Source organism: Vibrio sp. L5-1, from assembly GCF_021728315.1.
GTDB classification, from domain to species: domain Bacteria; phylum Pseudomonadota; class Gammaproteobacteria; order Enterobacterales; family Vibrionaceae; genus Vibrio; species Vibrio splendidus_K.
This window is the reverse complement of the sequence record NZ_JAKKCQ010000005.1, coordinates 241,213-268,197: the sequence shown is the minus strand read 5'-3', so window position 1 is coordinate 268,197 and position 26,985 is coordinate 241,213. Positions and strand designations below refer to the sequence as shown.

17 protein-coding genes and 5 pseudogenes are annotated in these 26,985 nt (G+C 37.5%); 9 read left to right on the top strand and 13 right to left on the bottom strand.

The annotated features are described in order from the left end of the window. Positions 1–263: 263 nt before the first annotated feature. From L3V35_RS18900 to L3V35_RS18855, 10 genes and pseudogenes are all read right to left on the bottom strand, one after another. Complete coding sequence (locus tag L3V35_RS18900; protein WP_237300469.1) at positions 264–620, bottom strand: hypothetical protein; 357 nt, start codon at positions 618–620, stop codon at positions 264–266. A gap of 729 nt (positions 621–1,349) precedes the next feature. Next, a complete protein-coding gene (locus tag L3V35_RS18895) occupies positions 1,350–1,973 on the bottom strand; it encodes an AcfA family outer membrane beta-barrel protein (protein ID WP_237300468.1) in 624 nt (207 codons plus the stop codon). A 54-nt stretch (positions 1,974–2,027) separates the two neighbouring features. Next, positions 2,028–2,789: a hypothetical protein gene (locus tag L3V35_RS18890; protein ID WP_102333143.1), complete on the bottom strand. Its 762-nt coding sequence runs from the start codon at positions 2,787–2,789 to the stop codon at positions 2,028–2,030. A gap of 3 nt (positions 2,790–2,792) precedes the next feature. Further along, the gene (locus L3V35_RS18885) at positions 2,793–3,872 is read right to left on the bottom strand and encodes a hypothetical protein (RefSeq protein WP_237300467.1); all 1,080 of its coding nucleotides are present in this window, start codon (positions 3,870–3,872) and stop codon (positions 2,793–2,795) included. A gap of 2 nt (positions 3,873–3,874) precedes the next feature. Next, positions 3,875–4,627 carry a hypothetical protein gene (locus L3V35_RS18880; RefSeq protein WP_237300466.1) on the bottom strand — a complete coding sequence of 251 codons (753 nt, stop codon included), beginning with the start codon at positions 4,625–4,627 and terminating at the stop codon, positions 3,875–3,877. Positions 4,628–4,642: 15 nt separating this feature from the next. Further along, positions 4,643–7,399, bottom strand: a complete 2,757-nt coding sequence (locus tag L3V35_RS18875) for a CS1-pili formation C-terminal domain-containing protein (RefSeq protein ID WP_237300465.1) — start codon at positions 7,397–7,399, stop codon at positions 4,643–4,645. A 1-nt stretch (position 7,400) separates the two neighbouring features. Further along, positions 7,401–8,045: a hypothetical protein gene (locus tag L3V35_RS18870; RefSeq protein ID WP_237300464.1), complete on the bottom strand. Its 645-nt coding sequence runs from the start codon at positions 8,043–8,045 to the stop codon at positions 7,401–7,403. 108 nt (positions 8,046–8,153) lie between these two features. Beyond that, on the bottom strand, positions 8,154–8,696 hold the full coding sequence (locus tag L3V35_RS18865) for a hypothetical protein (RefSeq protein WP_237300463.1): 543 nt from the start codon (positions 8,694–8,696) through the stop codon (positions 8,154–8,156). Positions 8,697–9,703: 1,007 nt separating this feature from the next. Then, a complete protein-coding gene (locus L3V35_RS18860) occupies positions 9,704–13,081 on the bottom strand; it encodes an Ig-like domain-containing protein (protein WP_237300462.1) in 3,378 nt (1,125 codons plus the stop codon). Between the two features lie 522 nt (positions 13,082–13,603). Next, positions 13,604–14,204: pseudogene (locus tag L3V35_RS18855) on the bottom strand (transposase). A gap of 262 nt (positions 14,205–14,466) precedes the next feature. Here L3V35_RS18855 and L3V35_RS18850 point away from each other — a divergent pair. The 5 genes and pseudogenes from L3V35_RS18850 to L3V35_RS18830 all read left to right on the top strand — a co-directional run bounded on the left by L3V35_RS18850 (position 14,467) and on the right by L3V35_RS18830 (position 18,910). Further along, the gene (locus L3V35_RS18850) at positions 14,467–14,652 is read left to right on the top strand and encodes a hypothetical protein (protein WP_102333150.1); all 186 of its coding nucleotides are present in this window, start codon (positions 14,467–14,469) and stop codon (positions 14,650–14,652) included. A gap of 409 nt (positions 14,653–15,061) precedes the next feature. Beyond that, complete coding sequence (locus tag L3V35_RS18845; RefSeq protein WP_237300461.1) at positions 15,062–15,679, top strand: response regulator transcription factor; 618 nt, start codon at positions 15,062–15,064, stop codon at positions 15,677–15,679. A gap of 981 nt (positions 15,680–16,660) precedes the next feature. Continuing rightward, the gene (locus L3V35_RS18840) at positions 16,661–16,930 is read left to right on the top strand and encodes an Lpp/OprI family alanine-zipper lipoprotein (RefSeq protein WP_102333153.1); all 270 of its coding nucleotides are present in this window, start codon (positions 16,661–16,663) and stop codon (positions 16,928–16,930) included. A gap of 262 nt (positions 16,931–17,192) precedes the next feature. Further along, positions 17,193–17,803, top strand: a pseudogene (locus tag L3V35_RS18835) (transposase). Between the two features lie 162 nt (positions 17,804–17,965). After that, complete coding sequence (locus L3V35_RS18830; protein WP_237300460.1) at positions 17,966–18,910, top strand: helix-turn-helix transcriptional regulator; 945 nt, start codon at positions 17,966–17,968, stop codon at positions 18,908–18,910. Between the two features lie 12 nt (positions 18,911–18,922). On the opposite strand, the gene L3V35_RS18825 is transcribed toward L3V35_RS18830, so the two are convergent. Then, positions 18,923–19,624: an EAL domain-containing protein gene (locus L3V35_RS18825; RefSeq protein ID WP_237300459.1), complete on the bottom strand. Its 702-nt coding sequence runs from the start codon at positions 19,622–19,624 to the stop codon at positions 18,923–18,925. A gap of 227 nt (positions 19,625–19,851) precedes the next feature. Here L3V35_RS18825 and L3V35_RS18820 point away from each other — a divergent pair. Together L3V35_RS18820 and L3V35_RS18815 are read left to right on the top strand one after the other, a co-directional pair. Continuing rightward, positions 19,852–20,425, top strand: a pseudogene (locus L3V35_RS18820) (transposase); the annotation flags it as partial. A gap of 148 nt (positions 20,426–20,573) precedes the next feature. After that, positions 20,574–21,698 (top strand): annotated as a pseudogene (locus tag L3V35_RS18815) (IS4 family transposase). 625 nt (positions 21,699–22,323) lie between these two features. Here the strand turns inward: L3V35_RS18815 and L3V35_RS18810 are convergent. Beyond that, a complete protein-coding gene (locus L3V35_RS18810; RefSeq protein WP_237300458.1) occupies positions 22,324–23,625 on the bottom strand; it encodes an anaerobic sulfatase maturase in 1,302 nt (433 codons plus the stop codon). Between the two features lie 54 nt (positions 23,626–23,679). After that, the gene (locus L3V35_RS18805) at positions 23,680–25,197 is read right to left on the bottom strand and encodes an arylsulfatase (protein WP_237300457.1); all 1,518 of its coding nucleotides are present in this window, start codon (positions 25,195–25,197) and stop codon (positions 23,680–23,682) included. Positions 25,198–25,332: 135 nt separating this feature from the next. On the opposite strand from L3V35_RS18805, the gene L3V35_RS18800 reads away from it, so the two are divergent. Further along, positions 25,333–26,193 (top strand): LysR family transcriptional regulator, encoded by an 861-nt coding sequence (locus L3V35_RS18800; RefSeq protein ID WP_237300456.1) that lies wholly within the window; start codon positions 25,333–25,335, stop codon positions 26,191–26,193. A 167-nt stretch (positions 26,194–26,360) separates the two neighbouring features. Next, positions 26,361–26,971 (top strand): annotated as a pseudogene (locus L3V35_RS18795) (hypothetical protein). Positions 26,972–26,985: the final 14 nt, after the last annotated feature.

Here is a 26,985-nt window from a genome sequence, read left to right as displayed (position 1 = left end):
TATCTTCGATGTCTTCGGCGATCCCTTCTTGAGCAATAGAATCTAAACGGGTCATTAATTGCTTCGCATTATCAACAGGGCAAATTAAACCCATACCTAACGACGCATATTTCACGCCCTCTTTTTTGCTCCATCGAACTACTTATTAGACAAAGCGAAGAACGCCCCCGCCTCATTAAATCCTTGCGTTTGTTTGGCTTGAATATTGTGAGATAGATATTTCATGACTTACTCCTGACGTTAATACAAAAATATCCCAGTAATTAAAACGGGCAACGGTGAAACGAAAAGAGGGATCTCGAAGGAGCTGATACATCCTTAACAATAAAATTGTCAGTTAGGTCCGCTATTTTAAAGTGGTGCAAGATACTCTTCTCAACCTCAGCCTGAGTGGATGGGTAGAACTTAGAATCACGCGAAGTAAATCCCGCAATTTTGAGTTCAGCTAATGTAATGTCGCTACACGGCGTAAGAGAAAAGCCGTGCTCTTCTCCCTCTGTACGCTGAGGAGTACGCAGTAAAGAGATATCATTTTTTGGTAAGCTTTCGTGCCCAGCGGCGAAACGCTGGTCGCTGAGCGTCAATTTAGAGATAGTTGGGGTTGGGTTTTGTTGTGCCATGACAAGTTTCCTTTCTGTTTGAGGATGGTGAACAGTCTGCGAGCGACATCCAGTGATGCGAGTAGAAAGGAAAATCGGCACATAAGAAAACAAGCCTTTACTCGACCTTAATTGAAGCCAGTGAAAGGCAATAAGGAGGCACGACGAAGCACAGCTACGCAGTAGCGGAGGCGTTGGGTGATTACTTAATGTCAGATAACAGTGCCATAAGTTATCGCGAGAGGAGGTGTAGTGGCATAAAGTATGTAACACCTCAGCAGAGTCATTGCGGCGAGGATAATGAAATTCTCCGACAGCGTATGCAAGTCTACCGACGTGCTAAATTGACTCATCCAAGCAGGTGGAGTCGGCAGACGAGAGACTGGAGTTATATCGATGAGGTGTACTTGAACCCTGAAAAGTGTGCAGCGTAATCATTCATGTTACTAAATTGTAAAAAAGACGACAGCTTGCTTGAAAAACAGCGTATGCAGATGATCTTCATCAAAACCTATCGTCTCTATCTCAACACCAAATAAACTTCGCAGTAACTTCGGCATAACCTTTCGTAGGTAGCTGCACATACCAGGATTCAGGATTTTCCGACGGTACTTAGCTACCCAAACTACGTGATATTTCGTGTAATAAACACTGTAGGGCGATGGATAATATTGCATTTATCCATCGTACCGCCTCCAAAAGCATTCATCCAAGGATAAACCCGTGGTTTTCTGTATATACAGAATAAAATTAAAAATAATATCTAGTCATCAAATTTAAACTTGTCATTGCATTAAATTTGTCCATTTGATGATTGATGCTAGCCCCAAGTGATAGCATGGGCGAAAAATCATAAACTATAGCCCCACCAATTACACCACCAAAATGATTTTCTTCTAACTTGTGACTCAAAAGTACTTCACTTAGTTCTTCGCCATTTACATTCTGATTGTCAGTTTTTCTAGATTTTGCACGATATTGATTATATGTGACGCCGGTTTTAAGTCTAGCACTCCATTGGCCATCTAATGCGAGCGTATACACTGAAGATAATTCTACTTGCTTAACGTTCATAGATGCGTCCCACTCTTTATCGAAATATAGACCAGGGGTATCAACACTAATATCTTTCCGGGACTCACTTATTTTATATTGGCTATAGCTGAGTTCCGCGGCCCATTTTTCATTGAATGAAAATCCAGACGTTGCACTAACAATACCATAATCAAACTCAGGTTTTAAAGTGACGCCATCAGAAAAGTTTGCGTTGAATTGACTCTTGTGAAAACCAAACCCATATTCCAGGCCTATATAAGGTGAAGCTAACGATGTTAATGGAGCCAGAAAAATGGCAATTAATAATAATTTTTGCATAATAACCTACACAAGTTAAATTAAAACCTATAACCTTAAAATTTAAAAAATGTATTACCTTCGACTTGGGTAATATATAATTTCGCTTGGATAAATAAGGTCAATTGAATTTCTTTTTAGCGCTAGTTGCGGATTAGATAATATTAATTCATGTAATGGAACACCTAACTTACGTGAAATAAATGTAAGATTATCACCTTTTATCACGGAATATTTTTTATAATACGTATTTTTTACGCGTTTATCACCATCAAAATTTTTGATACTTGTTGTCGGACGAGATAGAACAATAAAATCATCCTTAACATTATCAACTTGAATTGGATTTATTTCAAACTTATAATTTATTGACAACAGTAATGAATATATATTGTCATTTATATCCGAAATTAAGGTTTGATAACCAGCATCAACATACCAATCCTTGTGAAACTCAAAATGGATACCAACATTGATTCCTGGATAGATTTCTTTATTAAGATAATTAACTCCTGCGCCCACATAATAAGAGGCATAATCACTTAAAGGAAATACCCTACTAGATCTTAAAAAATAATTGTCAGGATTAAATTCGTTACTACTATTAAGTTTTGACAGTCCCGTTTCTACCAAAAATCTGTCTTGATATATATAGCCGAAAGAAACCTCATAACCATGATATTCATCATACCCTTCACCTGATTCAATTAAGCTTCCAGCATAACCAATGCCAAACTTAATGTTATCGTTAACAGTAACATTATCTTCTTGAGAAAACACTTTACTCGTTACAAGAATAGAAAACATCAAAAAGACTGCTCGATTATATTTTCTCATTATCTATATCTCTGGTTCAATTGCAAAGTTGACAGTATCCATATATTCTCCAGAAGTTAGAGTTGTACCATCTACATCTATATAGCCAAATGCTAAATTAAATATAATTGGATCATTTATTAGAGAGACACCACTCCCGATAGTGACCCATTGATTTAAAATCGTACCACTATCATTAACCAACACTTTATTTTCATTTCGATTAGCACCACAACCTTTACAGTGAATATAATATGGTATTTTAATATTGACATTATTAGTGTTTTCTAAAAAGTAATTATTATCTAAAAGAGATAATCGAATACCATTACTAAAATAACCATCAACTTTAACTTGAACAGCAGCTTCATTACTCGACACAAGTCGACTAGTTGGGTAATAAATAGGTTGTAAAACCACGTTTTCTGGAATCAAATCAACATTAGTAATCCAAACTGGATCATAATCTATTACAATAATAATGACGTCACTGAACTGACGGTAAGTTAGTGTCGACCCGATATAATAAGGTACTTTAATTGAAACAGGCACGGATGCTGAGTAAACACCTTGATTAGAACCATCTAATGCACCTAGAAGCTCAGCATTATCAATAGAAATGATTGGTCGATACAAAACGAATGGCACGGATAATATATCATTATCTATACGGATATTTGATACACAATTATCTCCCCGAACATCTATAACAGATCCAGAAATAAGTTGAGAGTTACAACCACTACCAATTCCAGAAGAAACTTTTGAGCTTGCAATACCAATAGTGTTGTATTGCATCCCCGTCACAGAAAAACTAGAAACTTCAATTGAATCACTGCCGTTTAAAGTCGAATAGCCAAAAAATTTAATTCCTTTCGCAGGAGGGACTACAAACGTGCTTGGCACCCAACTTTTTACCGTAGGCAATCCCAATGAACTGGCTTCATGCCAATTAGAGATCACCTTCTCATCCGCGGAAATATCGACAGCGTTTTCCCATTGAATGCCGTTAGCACCAACTTTAACTCGATATTCTATTTTTGCCTGTGCTACTGAACTTGAAAAAATAACAATATGAAAAAAAATTAGATAGAATAACTTCATTGTTAATCCTTAAACTCATCGTTTATATTTAATTTACCATGTTTATTAAATGAATTGTCATAGGATGCAACATCAACAGTAATTTCTTTGTTTTCTATTTCAGATGGTAATTGAAAGACCTTCGTTCTGCCTGCAATTACAATATATCTAACAAAACATCCAGAATACATTTTATCATTATCACAACTATTAACAGAAACATATATTAGAGTGTTACTTTTATTTTCAACCACTAAATTATCATCTGTACGATTAATTTTGTATTTTATATCTGGTTTGTCTGTTGGAATAATAAAAACTGGAGAAAAACCATAATTAAGTTGCATAGCGGAACTCATATCAGAGCTATCGCCCGGATCTCGATACGGTGATGGCATAAATGTCACGAAAAACATTAAATCTCGGGAACTATCACATGTCACATTGTAACAAAGACTTCTAATACCTACATTGTTTGACTCACCAGAATGGAGAACTAGCTTATTTTGAGTTGTACTAATTTTCCAGTTTTCTACATTATTAGCGTTATAGGGCGTTTTAATAAAATCAGATCCGTCTTCGTTTACATGAAATTCATCAATATTCGCCGAAATAAACAAAGGCAAGTCACTAGTATTTGTTAATGTTAACAATCCATTCTTTTTTTCGTCTGCAATAATAAACATTTTATCCACAACTAACCCTGACGCTTGGGCCAAAGATAAAAATTGACAAAATACCAAAATCAATACAGAACTTACTTTTAAAAATCTCATATTTGACCTCTTAAATTATTGTTTCGCCACTGGAAAAACAATATTGTTAATATATTTTCTTATAGCATTTTCTTTTAATTTCTCTACTGAATCTATATGATTTACGAGCAAATCCGTCATTTTTACTCTATTGTTGGCTATATAAACAGCGTTTAACTGACCAACTGGTTTAGTGATAATATGATAACTATAATTCTCTAACTGTTTAATTATGCCGCTTTGCTTTAATTCTGCATTAGTAAATAATCCGACATAAATCGCTTCATAACCTCTTCCATCAACATTTACAGCAAATACGCCGTCCGTATCCGTTGGCAAACAATAATTCTTACCAAAGTTCATATATACATTATGTTCATTTCTAGGTATAAAACACTCATTCCTATCACTGACTAATCTAAAATCAAACCCTTCTAAAACAGTGACACGATAAACACCATCGATAAGTTGAACAACCGATATACATCCGTCGCCTAAGCATTCTACGTTAGAGACGAAGTTATTATTAATATTATTAAAGCCACTAATAAATGAAACCGTTTTATGTACTTGTGGAACAAATTTTAAAACTTTACCTGGCGTAGAAAAAAACGTCGCATTTTTATCTCCGGTATTGTTTAATCCAACACTCTCAGCATCAAAATTCACTCGATATTGACTATAGCTCGAGAGCGGGATGATATTAAGCGAATCCGTTGTGGATTTCTTAACTAGATTACGCCCATCCTGATTAACCGTCACAAAACCGTTTACTTCTTTATCGATTAAATTCTTATTTTTCTCTTTAATATCCAATGCTAAATAAGATGAAGCCGATTTTGATGAAATATATAGTTCATCAGAAAATATTTGTGTAGAAGATATAGTACCCGTTGCCCCAATAGTACCGTCACTGTTTGCATAAAGCGAACCACCAAAATGTGCTTTATCACCAATACCATTAGCCGTAATCATACCTGTTTGAGAAACTGTGCCTTGGCGCCTGTCATACAAATTACTTATATTTAATGAACTATTAATCAGGTCAGACTCTAATAAATCAGCTTTATTTAGCGTATTAGAGAAGCGATTAGCTGAACTCTTGTCACCCATTACCGACGATATCAAATCGACAGTATCAGATAGTGGTAAAGTCCACATTATCGAAAAAGAACCCTCTTCAAAGTCACTATCAGTTTGAACAGTGATATCGAATGACGAACGGCTAAAAGAATCAAATCTATAACCTAACAATACATCATCATAAATACGCTCACCTTGTTCCAAATTTTCATCTTTACTTAACGTATACACAGCATATAAAGAAGAACCATTATCAAATCTGTAGTTAGATGACCAGAACAACTTTTCATAACTTGATGAATTATAGAGATAAGTAGATAAATATCCTCCTTCACTTTTCATTTTTTCATAATTTAGACTACCCCAATTGGATGAAAACGTCGTGTTCAAAAAATGACCATCGCTAAAAACATGACTATTTAAGACTATATCAGCATCGAAAGACCCAAGTGAATACTGCATGCCAACTTCAAATGCGGCTTCATCTTCAATTACTTTCGTACCAAGGCCTATAAGTAATCTAGGTAATAATTGATAACTAAGACGCCCTTGAACAAACGCTTTGCTTTCTATTTCTTGACCGTTTTCATACTCAATTGTTGAAATTCCATTGCCCGATGACGTTTTTCCAGCTGAAATTAAATAATCAAATTGCCCCTGAGTTAGGCTATCTTCAATACTATTAAAGATGAAGTAAACACCCTGATTTACCGGAGCTCCCCCTGTACGCAAAACCAACTCAACTTCATAACGTCCTGATGGCAATTCATTGTAACTAATAGAATTTTGACCTTGTTCAACATTTCCTTGATATATAATTCGACCATCTCGAATAAGCTCAACATCGCCGCTTTGAGCCGAATAAAAGTTAAACTGTTTATTCGCATTACTCCCGCCGACTATCATATTTTTTGATGAACCTAGAAAAAATGAAGTTTGTGGCATAATTGAACTAGAGCCAGAGAGAAAGTCAGTGGAGTTTACTCTCGGCAAGTATTGAAAATAACCGGATTTTATGAGCTTGTCATCCCAGTCTAAATTATAAGAAATATCATACAAAGTAAGATCGTTTTCTTTATTACTATTTCCAAAACCAACATTAGTGCCAACATTAGATGTGATATACCCATAAGGTAAACCCGCAACCAACTGATCATTAATCGACACAGATGTATCTTGATCCAAATATGATGAAAAATACATATTTACGTTATTTACAATCCCAGAATGCTCGCTATAAGCTGAGTGATAAGAAATCGAATCCGGACCTTTTCCTAAATCTAAAACTTTAGGGTGAACAAACAAATATAATTCTTTATCTCTATTATTGAAAACAAACTCGAAAATTTCAGGATATAATACACACTCAGTAATATACCCGCGACATGAACTTTGGTTAGAAACTCCATCCGACAATGCTTTGATTATTTCATCTACATATTTGGCATCAATGCGATTATCGTTTAAAAAGTCACGAATCTTAGAATGACTTTCTACAGTTGTCAGCTTAACTGTTTGATAATTAGACACAAGCAAAATAGGATCTGTAAAGCTACCATCTAAATTTCTAAGTTTTATTTCGTTAATACTATTTCTAAAGAATTCATCAAAACCACTAGGTATGTTATTTTTCAAAGAGCTTGCTTCAACCAATGTAGGAAGTAAACAAATTGCTATCATCGCTTTTATTTTGACGAGTCGAAATAACATATCATAAACCTATAGTAACAGAAAAAGAGAGGCTACCAGCACATTCAGTGTTCATTGCACTACCACTAGGCATCGCTTGTGCAATATCCGATATTGTTAAAAAGCTCAATTCAACCTTGTGGGTATTCTTTTTAACCAATAGCCCATTAGATAGCGAATCTGTTTCAGCGAAATCATCAACTACAACTGAACCATTCGGACTTCCGACTCCGACAAACTGATAATTATCACTGCCAGAACCAACGTTGTTAATTAACGTGGAAACAAATATAGGATTTGCTGATTGTGTGGCTGAAAAATCAACGGCATCATTTAAAAAGTTACCATTTATACAGTGAGCGTCATTCTGAACTAACTCAATTGAATAAGGAACATCAATACTAACATCTGGCATATTAGCAATACCTGAAGGAATATCTGTCTCTATAATTAAATGCACATCTTCTCTTTCAAAACCGCTCTTATCCGACAATAATTTCAAATTGATTTTATTTGGGACAATAGAAACTCCAGTGATTGATTCTGTATACAAATTATAAATTTCAATTTTTGTAGTAACATCTGTGCTACCTCTGAAATATTTTGTTTTTGCAAAGCAATTAGCACTCAACAAAATCAAGCACGTTATATAAACCAGATATCTCATTATTTTTTTCTATAATAATAATAGTACAAGAGTTTATGTACTCTTGTACTATTAACACGATCACACGATCACACGATCAACAATATCATTGACTAGAGACCTAATATCTTAAGCGGCTGTCGCCGATAAATTTACTTCCACAACAATATCACGACCGGCTACTACACTTGGATCCAGAGCTTGCTGATTACTAACTTTAACACCAATTCGATTAAATGATGTATCACTGTAACTCGCGCCTTTGCTTACATTTTCACCATTAATAGACACAACAATAGGAAGCGCACCACCTGCTTGTGCTTGCAAGTCAACACCATCAATATCAGCAATTACATTATCAAGCGTCCAAGTAACAGTACCTCCAGACCAAAGATCACCAGCTACAGGACTTGTAGCGTCTCCACTATTCGCACGCATTTCCAATACAATATGCTCCGAATCGAATGTTGCATTAGGTTGAATATCTAAAAACGCCCCTTTAAATACATCAGCAGATGTAGAACCATTATTACCAGTAATCATGTAATCATTATCAGCCAAATTCGCTCCAATTTGACCATTCCATGTTAATACAGCTGTAGCATCTGCAAATGCAACTTGGCTAGTCAAAGCACTCATCATAACTAACGATAATGCACTAATTTTTTTCATTTTACTTTTCCTTTCTTTTCTTTCTCAAATAAAAAAGTTTTGCTTGTATTTAAATAAACTAAAAATAATTACAAAATAAAATACTACAACCAAAACTAAAACTAAAACTAAAACTAAAACTAAAACAAGCCTCAATTTCTAAAATATTATACATTAAATAACGAGCATCTAGTTAGCAGATGGGATCTTATCCCATCGCAAATGCTAACCTGGAAATATTTACGTTTGTAGGGATATGTCCCTTATCGATCAAGTTCCCTTAGAGGGGTAAGTATTCAAGACCTCTGTATCGAAAAGCGGAAACCAGAGTATTTTCTTAAAAAACGAGCACTAGCTCTCTGGCTAAGCAACTTAAACACTTATAGATCCTTAAAAAGGATGTACCAGCATCTGAGTGGTTACTCTGGTTAATTAGCTGATGATGCTAAATCTTCCGCGCTTTTTATTTACCCCATTTCGTTCCAATAACACATATTGTCTCGTCTTAAAGTACGTTGACGATTTTAGTAAACCAGAGTAATTCGATGAAGTTAATCACATAGTTTGTAATAGCACATAGAACAGCGTATCTTTCCTTTGTTTTAAGGAGCATGGCGAAGAAACCGCAATAGTGGGAAAGGTATAGACAAAGATTGTATCAATTGGCGTTACAGTCGCTTGGCCGAAAATTAGGTATACGGCAATTTCAAGTAGATATTACAAGTTAGAGGGAAACCATGCCAACATATCAATGATTTATTGTATTGACAGAAAAGATCAATACGCCTTAATAAATTTTCGCGAATACGAAAAGGGGTAGGAAATAAAATTTGGGGGAGAGGATATTTTTTAGATAAGAACTGCTAGAATGAACAAATTGATTTAACGATATGTACGACATCAAGGTAAACAAGACATAGAGTATGATCGCCAATTCCAGTTATTGAATACCTAACAGCAGCACGGATACCATTTTTTAGAGAATTATAAGGCAAATCCGCCTTCTAAGAAGGCGGATTTTTTATAATCTATAAAGCTTGGCCACAGAGATAAGTTCTATAGTCTGTTTTATATGTAGTGCCGCTAGTATTTCCGTTACTCATATTAAATACATACCCTTTAGTGCCACTAGATGTGTTCCACACCCAATATTCTGAACCATGAGTAACGTTGTCGTCGTTTGGCATATTTACAAACACGTCATGAACCTCTTTAGCTACACCAGTACCAAAAAGATACGATGAGGTACCCGTGCTAAGTAGTCCCCAATCATTATCTCTTCCACCCCAATCTTCATTTTGTACACTTGCTTCATTTCCACAAAACCACATCGCCCCGCTTTGACTTGATTTTTTCCTAGAAGGTAACGAAAATCTCATTTTCAGAGATGATACAACAAATGAGTTGTACAAAGTCAATGTAGCAGTGTTACTTGTAATCCCATTTAATTTGGCAACAAAGTCCAACTTTCCACTTCTTGAATATCCAATGCCAACCGTTATCATCGCCCCGTTTATGGTCAAATTACTGTCGTATCCAGAAGAGGTTTTAGACCACGATACCGTATTAGATATGTCTGCGGTGGACCCGTCTGAGTACGTACCAACTGCGGTTAACGCTTTAGTTTCTAACCTACTCATTCGCCATGAACCTGGGGAAGCATTTATACTAACAAGAGAAGCGCCTGTTACGGAAATTATCGCGCTACTAGACACTGAACCTGTACCATAACGCGCCGGACACACAGCCATGATGGTAACGTCGCCTAATTGGCTAGATGAATTTGTTGTGACTTTACCATAATTATCCACAGTTGCTCGGTTTGTGTTTGAAGATGTCCAAGTACACTGCCCATTGATGGCTTGAGATGAGCCATCACTATATGTTCCAGTAGCAGTGAGATCCACTTCAGTACCTTTGGGTAAGGTTTGGCGAGTTGGCGTCAGTGTAACAGACGTCAAATAGGCCTCTGATATTCGGACACTTGCACATATAGACAGTTCATTCAACCAGGCTTTAATTGGTTGACCGTATCCACCACAAGCATTGGCCTGTGAATAAACTGCATGACCAGTAAATTGGTTGAATGACGTACCTGATTGATTAACGTAGCTAGTATCATATTCCCAGTTTTGTTGTTCAATCGTTGATGTTACATCACGTGACACGCCATCTGTAAATTTACCCATAACAGTGAGATAAAACGGACGGCCTATAGCGAAGTTATCCGCTAGTAAGTACGAGGTACTATCTTTCGATACGATACTTTCTAGACTAACCAGGACAGCGTCAACAATGGTCACTGTTTGTGAGTTAGACCAGATACCGTCAATAATCCAAGAAATATCAAAACTTCCTTGATTTATGTCACTTGACTTTAACGTCCAATTTGAACCGTCGTATGTAATATCATCGACATAATGGTGAGACCCCGGACCAGTATATTCGGTGCCATCAATCATCCATGTAATGCTCGCTTCATCACTGACTAGGGAACTCGAATTATCGCTGTACTCTATTTGTCCATCAAGAGTAATCGTTGAACCTTGCGGTACCGTATGCGAAGACACGGATAGCGTACCCTTTGTAACTACAGCAGTTGTAACTTCAATATCAATAATATTAGACCGCAATGGGTCTTTATTAGCATTATATTGACCATATAAATCTGTGTTACCAATAGTATGTGCTATGAATCCAAAGCTATCTTGAGTCAAAAGCTGACTACTTTGTACGAACGTGGTCAATGACTTATCGAATAAAAGCATGTCATTCTCTACCGAACCGTCGTTAAAATAGCCGGTCAGCGTTGTGTTAATTGACTTGCCATTTGGCATGGAAATGGAGGTAGTACCAGAGCGTAACTTGGCTGATAATTGTAAACTCACTAACATACGATCTGTCGCATCACTTTTCTCGACACATGCAGGATAGTAACTGATATCCGAAAGAGGGTTATCTAACGTTGTTATATCTATAGTATACGCACCAGCTGAAATATCGAGAATTTTAATGTCTCCAGAAGTACGGTCTAAAACTAAATATTCACTATTTTGGGGCCAAAGTGCTGTGTTTAACCAACCTCTATCTACTAGTGATTTTATTTCTTCACTTGTTGCTAACTCTGCACTTAGTTGAGAGCAATAATCAATAACGCTATCGCTATATAATCCAGCTACAGAGTAATTTATTCCAGATACACGAGTGGTGATTGATTCGTCAAAGGTATAACTATTTGCTATTGCGACGTTTAAAGTCTTTGGTGCGTAAAACAATGTATTGGATTGTTCGTCAGTTACATCAACCCAAGGAGCCATATCATTTTCATCCAACACGGTTACACTAATATGGCCAATTTGATAACTACCTTTATGATCACTGACGGCATAAGTGACGAAATGGACATTTTGGGTTGATACTTTAAATGTAAATTTAGTATTAGTTAAATTATTTTGATTTGCGCCATCAATGCTGGTTTGAGGGGCAGTTAATGATTTCACATAAATAAGTTGAATATCGTCCCCATCCAATGAATTCACATAGGGGCTAACGTCGATTTCAATGCCATTAATCGCGTCCTTAAGAGGGACATAAGTTTTGCCGTTTAAACCATAAATGGCATTGGGAGTTAACAACTCAATCCCTTGGTTCGCATTTTCTGCGACTGCAATGTCTATAACACCACTATATGCTTGACCAGCAGAGTCATCAATATAGCTGTACATTAGTCTGTCAATACCGCTGGTTCCTGGAGCTGGTATATATTCAATAAGGTGATTTGTAACATCAACGTTAACTAAAGAGCCTTTGGTATAAGGCTGCGTGATTGAAGGAGAGAGCGTCCAATTAGACACATCGGTTCCAACTAAGCTTAATTCATTAATTAGACTAATTTGAATTGGTTCGTAGTTATAGTCTGGATCTGTTGTTGTGTTTACTTCATTGATTTTTGCAACATGCGACAGTGCTGGCAGTTGAAACATGTCGCCATCACTCACAACAACGCGCACCATACCACTACTATGTTCGTTTACATCTGCTTGATTGTTAGCAATAACAGCATACGCGTAATCACAAACTTTAGTTTGCTTACGGTTAATCGTAAAAGACTGCTGTTCGATGGAGATAGGGCTGCATGATGAATTACTATTTATAACGGACACGTCAGACAGCCTAAAGACATTGTCAGATTGATTAGCTAATACAATAGTGGATAAATCTACAATATATCCACTATCATTAATTTCAGTTTTAAGCAACGCATCTTGAGCAACGACTTCCACGATGGAATCTTGTGGAGAAGATGGTTCCTCCTCTCCTGTACCACACCCATTTAATGCAAGTGTAACAAGACCAAGAGAAATAACTTTTGAATTATATAACAATCTATGTCTGCCTTTTCTCATTCTAACATGACCAATTTAATGTTTGATTTATTTACATCTATGAACGATTAATCATAGATAACTTGTTTACAAAGGCCGAGATGTAACATGTAGAAAATTAGTTGCAATCCTAATATTGCTTTTACTGATAACATCAAACCATTGTTCAAATATAAAGGACAAAAACAAAAAACACAGCAGAAATATAAAAACATTGGAAATTTAAGACTTTTCCTACACAGAAAGATGAACCTTCGCTTAATTTGATAGAGCTAAATTAAGCTTTGAAATTTTATCGTTTACAATATTTCGTCCTTAATAGAATTAGCATCGCACACAGATCAAAACAGTAAATTCGCTAAGAGTATTAATATGTTAACATTAATTAAAGTGGCTCTTTGCCTCATTGAATTAGTAAAAATCCCCGCCCTGAAAGGTGTTACACATTTAGCACTAATGATGACTATTCCAAGTAAACACCGTGTTAAGGGCTTTGTTGCGTGATTAAATTTAGAAGTAGAGCCTATCTGTTTCGTGTATTTCTTAGTCGATACGACTAGTTGCAGACATACTTAAGCCAGTGAGCTTGTTCAACGCTTTTGTCATCGCGTAAGTTACCCACCGGTGCATTGAAGTTCTTAAGCTCAATCGTTCTCCTGGCAACTGTTTAAGTCAATACATCGCAGTTTCTGAGAGTGAGCTTTTGTGGTAACCATACCGTTATTTCCAATACTTAGCTGAGCTGTATAATTTTTTCAACCTACTGCGAGATTTCTGGGACGAGCACGTTCCCATAAGTGCCCTTTGCCTTGGAAGAATAATCGTAACAACACACTTAATCCTAATGACATCGTGATAGGCACTTGCACCATAAGCGCCATCACCAGATACCTCAAAGATGCTTCGGCGTGTTTGTTTTAAGCAAGAACCAACATGCTTTGTTCTTGGCTGAATACAAGTGTGTGCGGACAATTTAGTGGAACATGGGCTAGCCTAAATATCGAGTAGATGAATACTTCAGCGCTCTCGGTGGCATAGAAAAAACTCGTTTCACCATGAGCGCTGTCGTGATAGATAAATCACTGAACCAACGTGGATTCCCGCGGCTAATGAGCAATTGGTTGCCGTACTTCAAGTTGATTATTTCGTTAAGAAATTTAGCATAGGCTACAACAGGTCGTAGACGTAGCTTATCAGATCGTAAGTTCCTGATTTAGTTCGACTGAATTACGCAACAAAGCCAAGATTAATGGGAGTAGTTATCGCAAATCCTAGCTTCTTTATATTCATCGATCTAAGCAATAAACAAGAAAGAGCTTACATGCTTTTACGAATAATCTTACTTACCAGTAAAGCCCATTATTTTATATTGAATTTGATTGCAATTATTTATCAGGAAGAATGAAGTGGAATCGAAAAAATTTGAAAAGTTAAAAAGAACGTTACAGTTAAATCAACTAACCGTATTACAACGGAGTGAACTTCAACGATTAATTGGCGACCAGATGAAAATAAACGCCATTACGTTAAGTGAAGAAGAGCAGCGCTTTATACTGATGATGTTTTCTGAAAAAAAACCTGTAGCGGGTTAAACAACACACGCTTCACCATACAACCTATTGGTATGGCTAAGTCACTGAATGGACGCGACCTCTCGCACTTGAACCTAACCATTTACTGCTTATCTATCGTTCCCAAAGGACGGTGTGTTATTTTTAGTTGGTTGTTTTTTAAAGAAACTCAAGCATCAAGTGATGACAAGTAGTGGACGTAGTTGAACAGATCGTAGGTTATGGATTTAGTTCCAGTGAATCACGCAACAAAGTCGTCTCTGATATACATTAACATTTTCAGCCTGTTAGCATATTCACTTAAGTAAATTTCAATATGACAACGTTATTTCAACTGCCAATAGATACAATCAATTCACATTTTTTGTAGGAATTGACTGAAGTTTTATTGGTGTGAGCAAATAAAATTTGGGACCAAATGAGGTAGATTTTGAAAAACGTTCTTATTGTTGATTCACAACCACTTTACAGTGAAGCACTTGCTAATCTTGTAATTGATGTAATAAATACTGTTGACGTACAACAATTGACTAGCTGTGCAAAAGTAATGGAATTAGTTCGCAATCAAAGTATTGATTTAATTATTTTAGATGTTGTTATCGGTGATAGAGATGGCATGCGTTTAGCTAAAAACATCTTGGCTAGCGGATATCAAGGGAAGATCCTTTTTGTTTCCTCCAAAGATTACTCTAGCTTGAGTAAAGCCGCTTATGAACTAGGTGCCAATGGTTTTTTACACAAAAACCGAAGTAAGAACACAATCAAGGACGCGATTATTAGTATTGTTCGTGGCTATTCTGTATTTGATCTTGACCATTCACAGTTTTCAAGCAGCCCTGCATTGTCAAAACAAGAGGCTTTAGTGTTTCACTACTTAGCTCAAGGTTATTCGAATAAACGAATTTCTGAACAGTTATCGTTAAGTGCGAAAACGGTCAGCACTTATAAAACGAGAATCTTGAAAAAATACCATGCAAATTCATTGATTGAGCTTTTACATACGTTTGCGGAATCAGAGAACACAAAAACTTTTAGTATTTTTTTGTAATTCTATATTTGGTGATAGTAATGATACAAACTGGTTATGATACATCATGTTTAAGTTAATTGTCCGTCTGACAGGATTTGTATAACATAGTACCTATAAATAAAATTTGAATTTGTAAAACTAACCGAAAATCTGCAGATAAGAGTTGAAACGGAATTTTGTTTTGATAATTTTGCACTGGAAGCAAATAAATCTAAAACATGCAATCTTGGATCTTACACTTTTGATTTTTGACTTAAAAAAAGGTGGCTAAAATGTATGAATATCAGCAGAAATCTTAGTTTTTCATGCTATTATCCATAGTATTAGATGAGACTGAGAATTAACCAACTTTAAGAAAAATGTATTTTTCTTAAGATATAAATATTGAAGAGTTATATGCCTTTCCCTAAAGATACGAACAGAACATTTATTAAAAAAGCAATAACAAAATGGGGTAATTACTACGATTACTCTCTTGTTCAATATGTAAACAGTCGGACACCAATTGTTATTATCTGTAAGAAGCATCAACAAGAGTTTGAGCAAACCCCCAAAGCACACTTTTCTGCAAAGCATCATTGTTGTAAATTGTGTTACCAAGAGGTGGCGGGTAGTTATCAAAATGAGTGGCGGTTACGGAATAAGCCAGCAAGTTTAGATAAATTCACGCGATTAAGAGAAAGCATTTTCCTGGACATTTAGAAATAGACGCGCAATTCGTTAATCTAAAAGCCTTAAATAGGAGAGCGATCAACCCGAGAAAGAAATAATTTAAGGAAAGAACCACAAACTAGAACTTCAAAATTTGAAACTATTTTTATAAATCACGCATATAAACAGAATCGGTCTTGCGGCTTTTGTGCAAGTGCAAGTGCAAGTGCAAGTTACATTAAATCATTATTATTTTTAATTCTACATAACAGACCAAATCTCAAGTGTAGCCAACCTCACCGATAAAGTCGCATCGGTTTTGATACTTACTTATATTCAAGGATATATATGAATAAAATGCTAGTCTCAGCAGTAACTTCTTCAGCACTTCTACTCGGAGGTTGTTCTTCAAGTCCAGATGAAGAAACAATGACGAAAATAAACAATCTTAATAACCAGGTAAGTCTGTTAAACCAAGATTTACAAGACCTTAAGGAGCAGAAAGTAACACTAACATCTGAAGCTCAATTAACTAAAAGCACAGCAGTAGAAGCCCAAGAAGAAGCTGATCGCGCAAACGAACGAATCGACAACATAACACAGTCTTGCAACAAATAGTTCAGTCAGTGTGCTTACACCTCCCTCGGGGAGGTGTATATTCGCATCACAAGCATTCGCTCACTGAAGTAGCTATGTATTAAGCAACACACTCTATGAAAATATACAAGAATATAAACATCATACAGTTGCTTACACCTTTATTTCCCGAAGTAATGTTACTGTTAATTAATAACAAGAAAGGACGTTGGTATACTAAATCAGTTGAACCGCTCTTAAATCCTGTAACCTAACCTCATGTAGTTGATGTAATAGTAGCGACATAGGAAAGTCAAAAAAGAAAATAACTGACCGGAGTGAATATAATAAAACTCTATACAAACGAAGTAGAGGCTTTCCGTTTTCTGATGCTCACATCGAAACCGTTTTAACGCCGCCTTACACTTACGCGTGCCTCAAGGCTTTATAGACTCTATATTTGCATTGATCATTGGTTGACGCCCCATTTTTGATTACACAAGCGTAAGTAAGCGGTTAAATATAGGAACAGTTCCAAAGGTCCAATTCGACACATCGCGATAGATTCAACAGGCCTGAAAGCCTTTGGGGAAGGTGAATAGAAAATTAAAATACCTGAAGCTGAAAAGTTAGGACTTGGAGTAAATTGCACTTTACCCTGCGATTGATATTGATACCCATAATGTGATTAGTGCTGAGTTAGTCTTGTTAACGTTGGTTCAGTAGAGTTCATCCGATATTACTGAACCCAGCAAAGGAAATGAAGCCGTTGAAACGCTCAAAAACGATAAGTTAGCTTAGTGTAAAACTGCCCTTATATCACGACCGTTGTCTCTATATAAGGGGCTGACTATCGATACATTGAGCTTGATATGTTACAACTCCCAAATTGGAGAGGTCATAGCTAGGTCATAGCTAGTATTGAACAACGCCCTAGGATTAGGTATACCTATTATAAACTAACAGCTAGATAATGCAGGGGAACTGCATTCCTTACCTAATTTGATCAACAACGCCACTAGAAAGCATTAGAATTATAGAACCATAAAGCACGCATCTAACCAAAGAGAAGAATCAATGTTTAAAGAATTATTAAAGAAAACGAGGCAAGGGAAAAACCTTAGTCAAACAGACATGGTAGACCTGTTATCCACACATCCAAGCTTTGAAAGATTAGATAAAGGTACTTATTCACGCTGGGAGAATGGCCGCACGGTACCATCAACCCAAAGACAAATACAAATAATGTTAATTAATTCATCGCTAAAGGATGCACTATCAATAGCAAGGGAAGCTGCAGGCCTGACATTAATTAAATCAAAGGCAGACATTGAACAAAGATTATTTGATAAAAGGTTTCCTAATGTAAGTCATTCCGACCTAACAGAGGAAATAAGTGAATTTCATTATGAACTAAACTATTCAACAAACTGTAATGCTATAACAACCCCACAGTATGCCGACCCTAAAATAAGCAAGATATTAATGCGTGAATGGGGAGAACAACGGTACAATGACTTTCAAAAACTAATCAACCCTGACAATTCAAACTATTTACTTCTTGAATATCATAATTGTGAAGGCGAACTTCGAGCGCATCATGTAATTTATCTAACTACGTTACGCGAGCTAATCAAGGTCAACAAAAATAGGCCACGCATTATGCAGAATAACTTAGTACATGATAATGTACTTTCCACACCAAGCACTTATTCCTCATCAACAACAATATTTTGCTCTAGCATATTAGAGAGCATATCATTCTGCTTAGAAAGAAACTTCACTGCAGAGTATATATATATACAAACATCTCGCACGGCTTTCAAAGAGTATCTAGAATCACTTGAAGGTACCGTCACCAACTTTGGGGATGAATCTAAAAGTGGCTTAAAGCACTTCAATAAGACTTACAAATGGGTCGGCATACTAATACCCTTTAATAAAATGGTCCAACAAATACCCATCTTTGAAGCGATCTACAGTTCGCTTGATAACAAAATAGAAATAAAATATCTAAAATAATACAGATATAATCTATACCAACGCTAGCTCGCAAGCTGAAGTGGGCTTAGCGAAAAAGTATCCTTGCACAAAATCAACACCCAACTCTTTTAACGTTTGCACTTGGCATTGAGATTCGACCCCTTCCGCAACCAACTTTAAATTAACATCCGAAGCAAACCCAACTAACATTTTAATAAACATTTTTGTCTTTTCTGCGTCTAACATATCGATTAAGGATTTATCAACTTTAACCTCATCATAGTCAACACTCAAAAGATTACATATAGTTGCCGAATCTTTTGAAAAATCATCTAATGATATTTTAATATTATGACATTTCAACTTCATGACCACTTCCCGTAGCCTTAAAGAATCCACAGCTTCCTTCTCAGAAATCTCCAATGTAACAATGCCTTTATAACATTTTCTAACGCTTAACATTTTAGAGACGAAAACATCATCTAACAATTGATTTGAATATATATTAAATGATACCTCAACATCAAGTAAGTCATTTCTATTTAACTCTAAAAATGAATTTTCAATAAATAAAATTGTATAATCATTTATTAAACACCTATTATTTAAATTCGACAAATACAATTCATGATCAATCTTCAAACCGCCATCAAATGTTCTAGTCAGTGCTTCCAACCCACTTACCTTGTTATTTATCAAGCAATACTTAGGTTGATAAACAATATTAACCTCCACACCATCATATAAAAACATTTCAACCCCTTGCAAATTAAACTATTAACTTTAACCGGCGGAAGTGAAAATTACGTTATCATATCAAAACCCACTCAAGCAAAAATGCTAACAACCTATAAACATCCGAATACGACTTTGTAGCGTGACTTCACTTAGAGGTAGAGCGGACTTTATTACGTGATTCAGTGCAACTAAATCCATAACCTACGATCTGAACAGCTACGTCCGCTACCTCTTGTAGCCTCATGCCTAAGCTTCTTTTCAAAACAACCAGTACAACCGTTCACTCAATTACCGCAGTTCTCTGACCTTTTGGGTTGATGAACACGCGGTAAATGACTAAATTGAAGCGTAGGAGGTCGCGTCGATTCTGTGATTTAGCCACACAATAGTGTTCATGGTGAAACGAGTGTTTTCTATGCCACCGAGAGCGCTGAAGTATTCATCTACTCGATATTTAGGCTAGCCCATGTTCCACTAAATTGTCCGCACACACTTGTATTCAGCCAAGAACAAAGCATGTTGGTTCTTGCTTAAAACAAAACCGCCGAAGCATCTTTGAGGTACCTGATGATTGCGCTTATGGTACAAGAGCCTATCTCGATGCCATTAGGATTAAGCGTCTTGTTACGATTATTATTCCAAGGCAAGAGGCACTTATGGGAATGTATTCGTCCCGGAAACCTCACAGTAGGCTGCAAAAAAATATACAGCTCAGCTAAGTATTGGAAACATCGGTATGGTTGCTACAAACGCTCACTTTCAGAAACAGTAATGTACAAAGTTAAACAGTTGCTTGGAGGTTGTTTAAGTTTTAGAAAAATCACAATGCCCAGTGGTGGAAACTTACGCCTTGAGCTTGCGAATCCCCTCATAATCAGGCGTAAAAACAATGAGGTAGACGCGCATCGCCGTCTTTGATCTAATGAATATCGCTGAACACACATTTCGAACAAGTGGGTTAACAATGCGCGACATTCAGATTCTACAACAAACCATACAAAACCAATGCCCCTCCATTCACAAAAAACGCTAGAGTTCTCTGATACTTGCTACAAAAAGTGTACTTGACGGTTCAGACTCAACGCTGACTAAACTAGGTCGAAAACTGGAAACTACATCGTGAAAAAGACCTTATCTATAAATGGCATGCCTACTTAATAACGGGTGCTAGCCCATGCCTTGTGATCCTTGTTGATTGGTCTGATGTTCGTGAACAACTTCGTTGTTATATGACGTTAAGTGCATCAGTTGCACTTGATGGTCGAACTATCACAATCTTTGAACAAGTTTTTGAGTATGGCCAATACAATTCACCGAAAAGTCGCCAAACATTCCTCGATAAATTGCAAAGTGTTTTGCCGAATAAAACCAGTCCAATCATTATTTCTGATGCGGGTTTTAGAAATACTTGGTTCCGCCAAGTACAGGAGAAAAGTTGGTTTTGGTTAGGTCGTGTCCGAGGTGAAGTATCAATCAAACAACCTCAAAAACCTTGGGCCTCAAATAAAACCTTTTATCCAAACGCTGTCCATAAACCCAAATATATTGGCCACTGCTTATTAGCAAAGAGATCACCAATATCTTGTGAAGCCTATGTTTATAAGGGATTAGAAAAAGGCAGAACCAGCCAAAAAAAACACTCCGCTACACATCTCTATCAACGCAGTGCAAAGGAGCCGTGGCTACTCGCGACTAATGTCCCTCGACATATCTTAAATGAAGTACAAATTACCAATCTGTACGCCAAGCGTATGCAGATAGAAGAGGCATTCCGCGATCTAAAGAGTACCGCCTATGGAATCACACTTCGTCACAACAGAACTCGCTGTACTAAGCGATTGGATATCCTGCTTCTTATTGCATTGCTCGCTGAAATCTTGATGTCGTGGAATGGCCTAATTGCAGTACAGGCCAAATGGCATTTTGACTTCCAAGCCAACAGCATTAAACACCGCCGAGTTCTATCCATACCTCCTCTAGGGAGAGAGGTACGAAATCATCGGCGATATCAAATTAATGAATCCAATATCAATGGGGAATGTTCGAATATCAAAGGCTCACACACAACGCAGGACTAGGGAAATTATGAAGGGATCCGTCAGCGCCTTGAGTAAAGCGCTGAATAAGCTTACAAGCTTGGTATACCTGAAAACTTACTGTATTGATAAAAAATACAGAACAGACCGACCTATCTTTAGACAGAATTAAACAATAATATTATAAAAACGACAGCCTAAACCTAAGATAAAGCGACATGGTAAAAGAATAGCCGCTATTGCGCCGGCAAACAAGAAGGTCAGAACTACCGGTGGGATTCAGCGTAAGTGACGTTAATCAAACTTTTAGTTCAATGGCTTAAATAAAATAACTAACAACAACTAATGGTATTCAGATACTGTTTTATGGCATCAAAGGGCCAAAATAGCCATCCCAAAAGGACCTTGTGCAAGTCCTCTGTCCGACTCAACTAGCAAGCTATTGAGCAACCTTCGAGATCGTAGTAATACAAGAAATCTCCTAATTTTCTGTCAAAAGTTAGAATACTCCAATAAGATTAAAAAACTACCGACTGTCCAAAAACCTTTACTATAAAAAAATATAATACATTGAGTTAAAAATTGGCTAAGCGATAATTAAATAATCCAGATAAATAACAACGTAAAGATTTGCTAAATTCACACTATGCTCAACTGCAAAATATACTTAATGACCAACTATACTTGATATTTACTGTTTTGCTTTTGCAAGATCTGCGATAAACCAACCAACATAGGCAATGTATCATCGAAGAATCGGCGGATACCAGAACAAAGGTAATTAAGCCCTTGTTCACCGTCAGGGGTCATGATTAAACGGTTTTTCGGGCATTCGCCCCAACAATATTTTAGGTAGGGACACTGCTTACAATATTCTGGTAGTGAGTCACGCTTTGCCATACCAAAAGTAAACTGTCGAGTAGAAAATACCATTTCATTCAACGTTTGGTCGTGAATGTTCGACAACTTGTATTCGGGATACACATAATGGTCACAGCTATATACATCACCGTTATGTTCAATCGCTAAGCCTTTGCCACAGAATTCTGCGGTAATACAAAGCTGAGAAGGCTTTTCCATCACTTGAGCGACAGCAGTTTCAAATAGGTTGACCAGCACTTGACCTAAGTCATTGTTGACCCATTCGACAAACATGGTGCTAAGAAATTCCCCCCAATCATCAGGATCAACTGACCAATCAGTGACAACTGACATTGGATGCCCAGGTTTAGCTAACTCACTCCCCAGCTCTGGGATCATCTGTTCATTCCAGAACTGTGGTGCGGTCGTATGAAAATCATTTGGCTCGACCACAGGTGCTAGCTGGATATAAGTCACGCCAAGATCGCGGGTAAGGAAACGGTAGATCTCCAATGGATACTTCACGTTGTGGCGATTTACCGTCACCAAAGCGTTGAATCGCACCTGACGTTGCTGCAGTTTTTCAACTGCTTTCATTACCAAATGGAAAGTAGGCTTACCGCTACGAGTTTTGCGATATTTGTCATGCAGCTCTTGTGGACCATCAATCGACAATCCAACTAAAAAGTTATTCACATGTAAGAACTCACACCACTCATCATTAAGTAGAATGCCATTGGTCTGTAGATCGTTTTCAATACGTATGCCTTCTGGCTGGTATTTCTTTTGTAGCTTAACCACTTTGCGGAAGTAGTCTAATCCAAGCAGTGTTGGTTCACCGCCCTGCCAAGAAAATACGATTTGCTCTCCGTCTTGACTCTCAATATAACTCTTAATAAATAATTCTAAGGTTTCATCATCCATTTTAGGTTGCTTTGGTTGATGAAGCAGGTTTTCTTTATGTAAATAAAAGCAATATTGGCAGTCAATGTTACATTTTGCACCGCCGGGTTTTGCCATCACGTGGAACCGACGTTCATTTCCTTGTAGGGATTTAAACGCCGTTTTCATTGGCACAATTGGCATAGTGGTAGAGTGACGTGGGGAAATTTTGCTCATGCATATCTCTCTTCGGATTGTGGCCCCCCTATGAGCGCCACTTGTAATTATACGTTACTTAGGAACAAATGAAGCAGCTTCCATTCGAGGAGGGTACTCCTTAAAGGTGTCCATAACTTCTTTAACCTTCGCAATTGCAGGCATAACTAAGAACGTACGTTCGTACATCCAACGGTCGTAACCCATACCTGTGTCACCACGTTCGAATGGGTCGATGCTTAAGTCATAGAACTGCGGAACGCGCAGTTTAGTAAATGGTTTCTTCCAAATATCTAAACCAGTTTCGTTCTCTTGAATCAAGAAATGGAACTTATACTTACCTTGACGTAAAGCGAGTAGATCGCCGTCATCACTCCAATAGACGAACTCATTACGCGCAGACTTATCTGTTTTACCTATTAGGTAAGGTAGCTGGTTGTATCCATCCAAGTGAACTTTGTAGTTCATATCACCAACTTTTTTTCCCTTAAGCAACTCATCAGTCACTTTATCGTTACCAGCGGCCGCGACTAACGTTGGAAAAAAATCTTCTAGAGACATCATACCATTGAACGTTTTACCCGCTTCTATCTTACCAGGCCACTTGATCAACATAGGCACACGGAACGCACCTTCCCACCCCGTGTTTTTCTCAGAGCGGAATGGCGTCATCCCCGCATCTGGCCACAAGTTGATCATAGGACCGTTATCTGTGGTGTAAACGATGATGGTGTTGTCATCAACACCCAATTTCTTTATTTTGTTTAGTAGATGACCAATTTGGTCATCGTGTTGCTTCACACCATCAGCGTAGAAACCCGCACCTGTTTTACCCTTGTACTCTTCTGGTAGATGAGTGAAGTTGTGCATACGAGTGGCGTTAAACCAAGTAAAGAACGGTTTATCTGCTTTGACTTGTTTTTCAATGAAGCTTTCAGCTGCGTCGAGGAATTCGCCATCAATGTTTTCCATGCGCTTACGTGTTAGAGGGCCTGTATCTTCAATTTTTCCGTCAGCGTACGAGTGGATAACGCCGCGTGGACCAAACTTCTTCTTGAACTCAAGGCCCGTTGGGTAATCCACGTTTTCTGGCTCTTCTTCCGCATTCAGATGGTACAGGTTACCGAAAAATTCATCGAAACCGTGGGCTGTTGGAAGATGTTCATCTCGGTCACCTAGATGGTTTTTACCAAATTGACCTGTCGCGTAACCCATCTGTTTTAAAATGGTAGCGATGGTTGGATCTTCTTTAGAGATACCTTCAACCGCACCAGGTAAACCGACTTTTGATAAGCCAGTACGCTTAGGCATTTGGCCTGTAATAAAAGCAGAGCGGCCAGCGGTAGAGCTTTGCTGTGCGTAAAAGTTTGTAAACTTAGCGCCCTCTTGAGCAAGAGTGTCGATGTTTGGCGTATTGTAAGCTAACATATTTTGGTTATACGAACTTAAATTCCAGTAACCTACATCGTCGCCAAATATCACCAAGATGTTGGGTTTCTCAGCCGCGTTTGCGGTAGCAGAAGCAGCACCTAACGCGAGCGTACAGGCGTTAAGCACCAGTCTTCTCCCTTTTTCTTTGGTTGCCTTTTTCATAACATCTCCATTAATTCTCTGAAATTATAGGAAGTTCATCTTAAACTCCCATACAGGTTAGGTTAAACTAACAAGTAAACGAAATAAATATAGTGAAATTTTGTTAATGTATAAATTCAATTTATGAGAACGATAATGGACTTAAACCTAATTCAAACATTTCTTGTCGTAGCAGACCTCCAATCTTACACTAAAGCAGCAGAGCATCTGCAACTTACGCAGCCTGCAGTCAGCGCATCGATGAAGCGCCTAGAGCAACAAGTAGGGAATAAACAACTGTTTGTAAAGAAAGGAAGAGGTATCACGCTGACTTCAACAGCGTATCAACTGGCCCCTCAATTTCAACAAGCCATTAACATTATCGAAAGCGCAGTATTAGAAGAAAAAGTATTTGAAGTGTATTGCTCAGAATCTATTTTGCACAAAATCAAATCACTTAATGGCGCAGTATTACACGAATCCCCCCCGGAAAAATGCTTTTTATTTGAGCAACTTAGACGTCAGGAAATGGACCTAATCGTAGATACAGTGACCACCAAAGACCCTGCGTTTGTTATCGAAGAAGCTTACCAAGAGCCTGCTGTAGTTATTTGTCGTGGTAAACACCCTCGAATTCAGGGTTCGCTAACCAAACAAGAGTTTTACAATGAAACTCATTGTTTGTTTTCTGGAAGGTGGCAAAACGCTACCGGTTTTGAGCAACTAGCTAAAGAAGCGATGCAAGAGCGTAAAACCGGTGCAGTTACTTGCTCGCTGGCAGGGATGGCAATGAACGTCGCGCTACATGATTACTTAGGGCTCATGTCCAAATCATTTGCAACAAAGTGGAGCAAGCGTCTCGATCTACAAATAATCGAATGCCCCATCGACATTTACGAAATTCCTTATAAATTCATCTATCATAAACGTGATACGCATAACCCCGCTCATATGAAGTTACGCGAACACATTAAGATGCAAATCAACAACTTTAACTCCGTCCCTTTGGCATTGTAATATTTCGGCACATGACGACATAGTTAAATGAACTTCCTCACAGAAACTGATAAACTATATTACAACGAACAAACGAGTATTTAGAGCCTGATTCAATTTACTTTGTTGCGTAATCCAAACTAGATCCATAACATAAGAGCTGATTAGCTAATTCCATTCATAATCTTATTCCTAAATCTCTTTACAAAAAAACCAACTGGAAGCAATACAACCAATTTCTCATTAACCGCGGTTCTCTGCTATTTTGGGGGTAAGTGGCGAGTCGATTCAGTGACTTAGCCTTCACGACTGTCCTCAGGGGTATGGGAAAACGAGCATTTTCTATACCACCGAGAACGCCGCAATGATTCACCGACTCGATGTTTAGGTTCATATTCCGTTTAGTATTAAATACAACACTTTTGTTAGCCGAACACAAAAGCAAGTTGAGGTCACATTTAAGACAAAAACGAGAGCCTGCCACGATGCGATTAAGATTAAGCGAGCCGTTGCGCTTATTCCTCCAAGAGAATGGGCTACTTTCTGGGAGCTGGGTCATCCCCGAAATCTCACAGTAGGTAACCAGAAGTTATATGGCTCAAATGAGTATTGGAAAGAGCGTTATGGTTACCACAAACGCTCCCTCTTAGAAACAGCGATATATCGAGTTAAACAGTTGCTTGGTGGTCGTTTAAGTTTAAGAAATTACAATGCACAAGTAGGTGAAACTTACGCGATGATAAAAGCGTTGAACAAGCTTACTGGGTTAGGTATGCCTGAAACTTGTCGTATTAACTAAGAAATGCCCGAAAC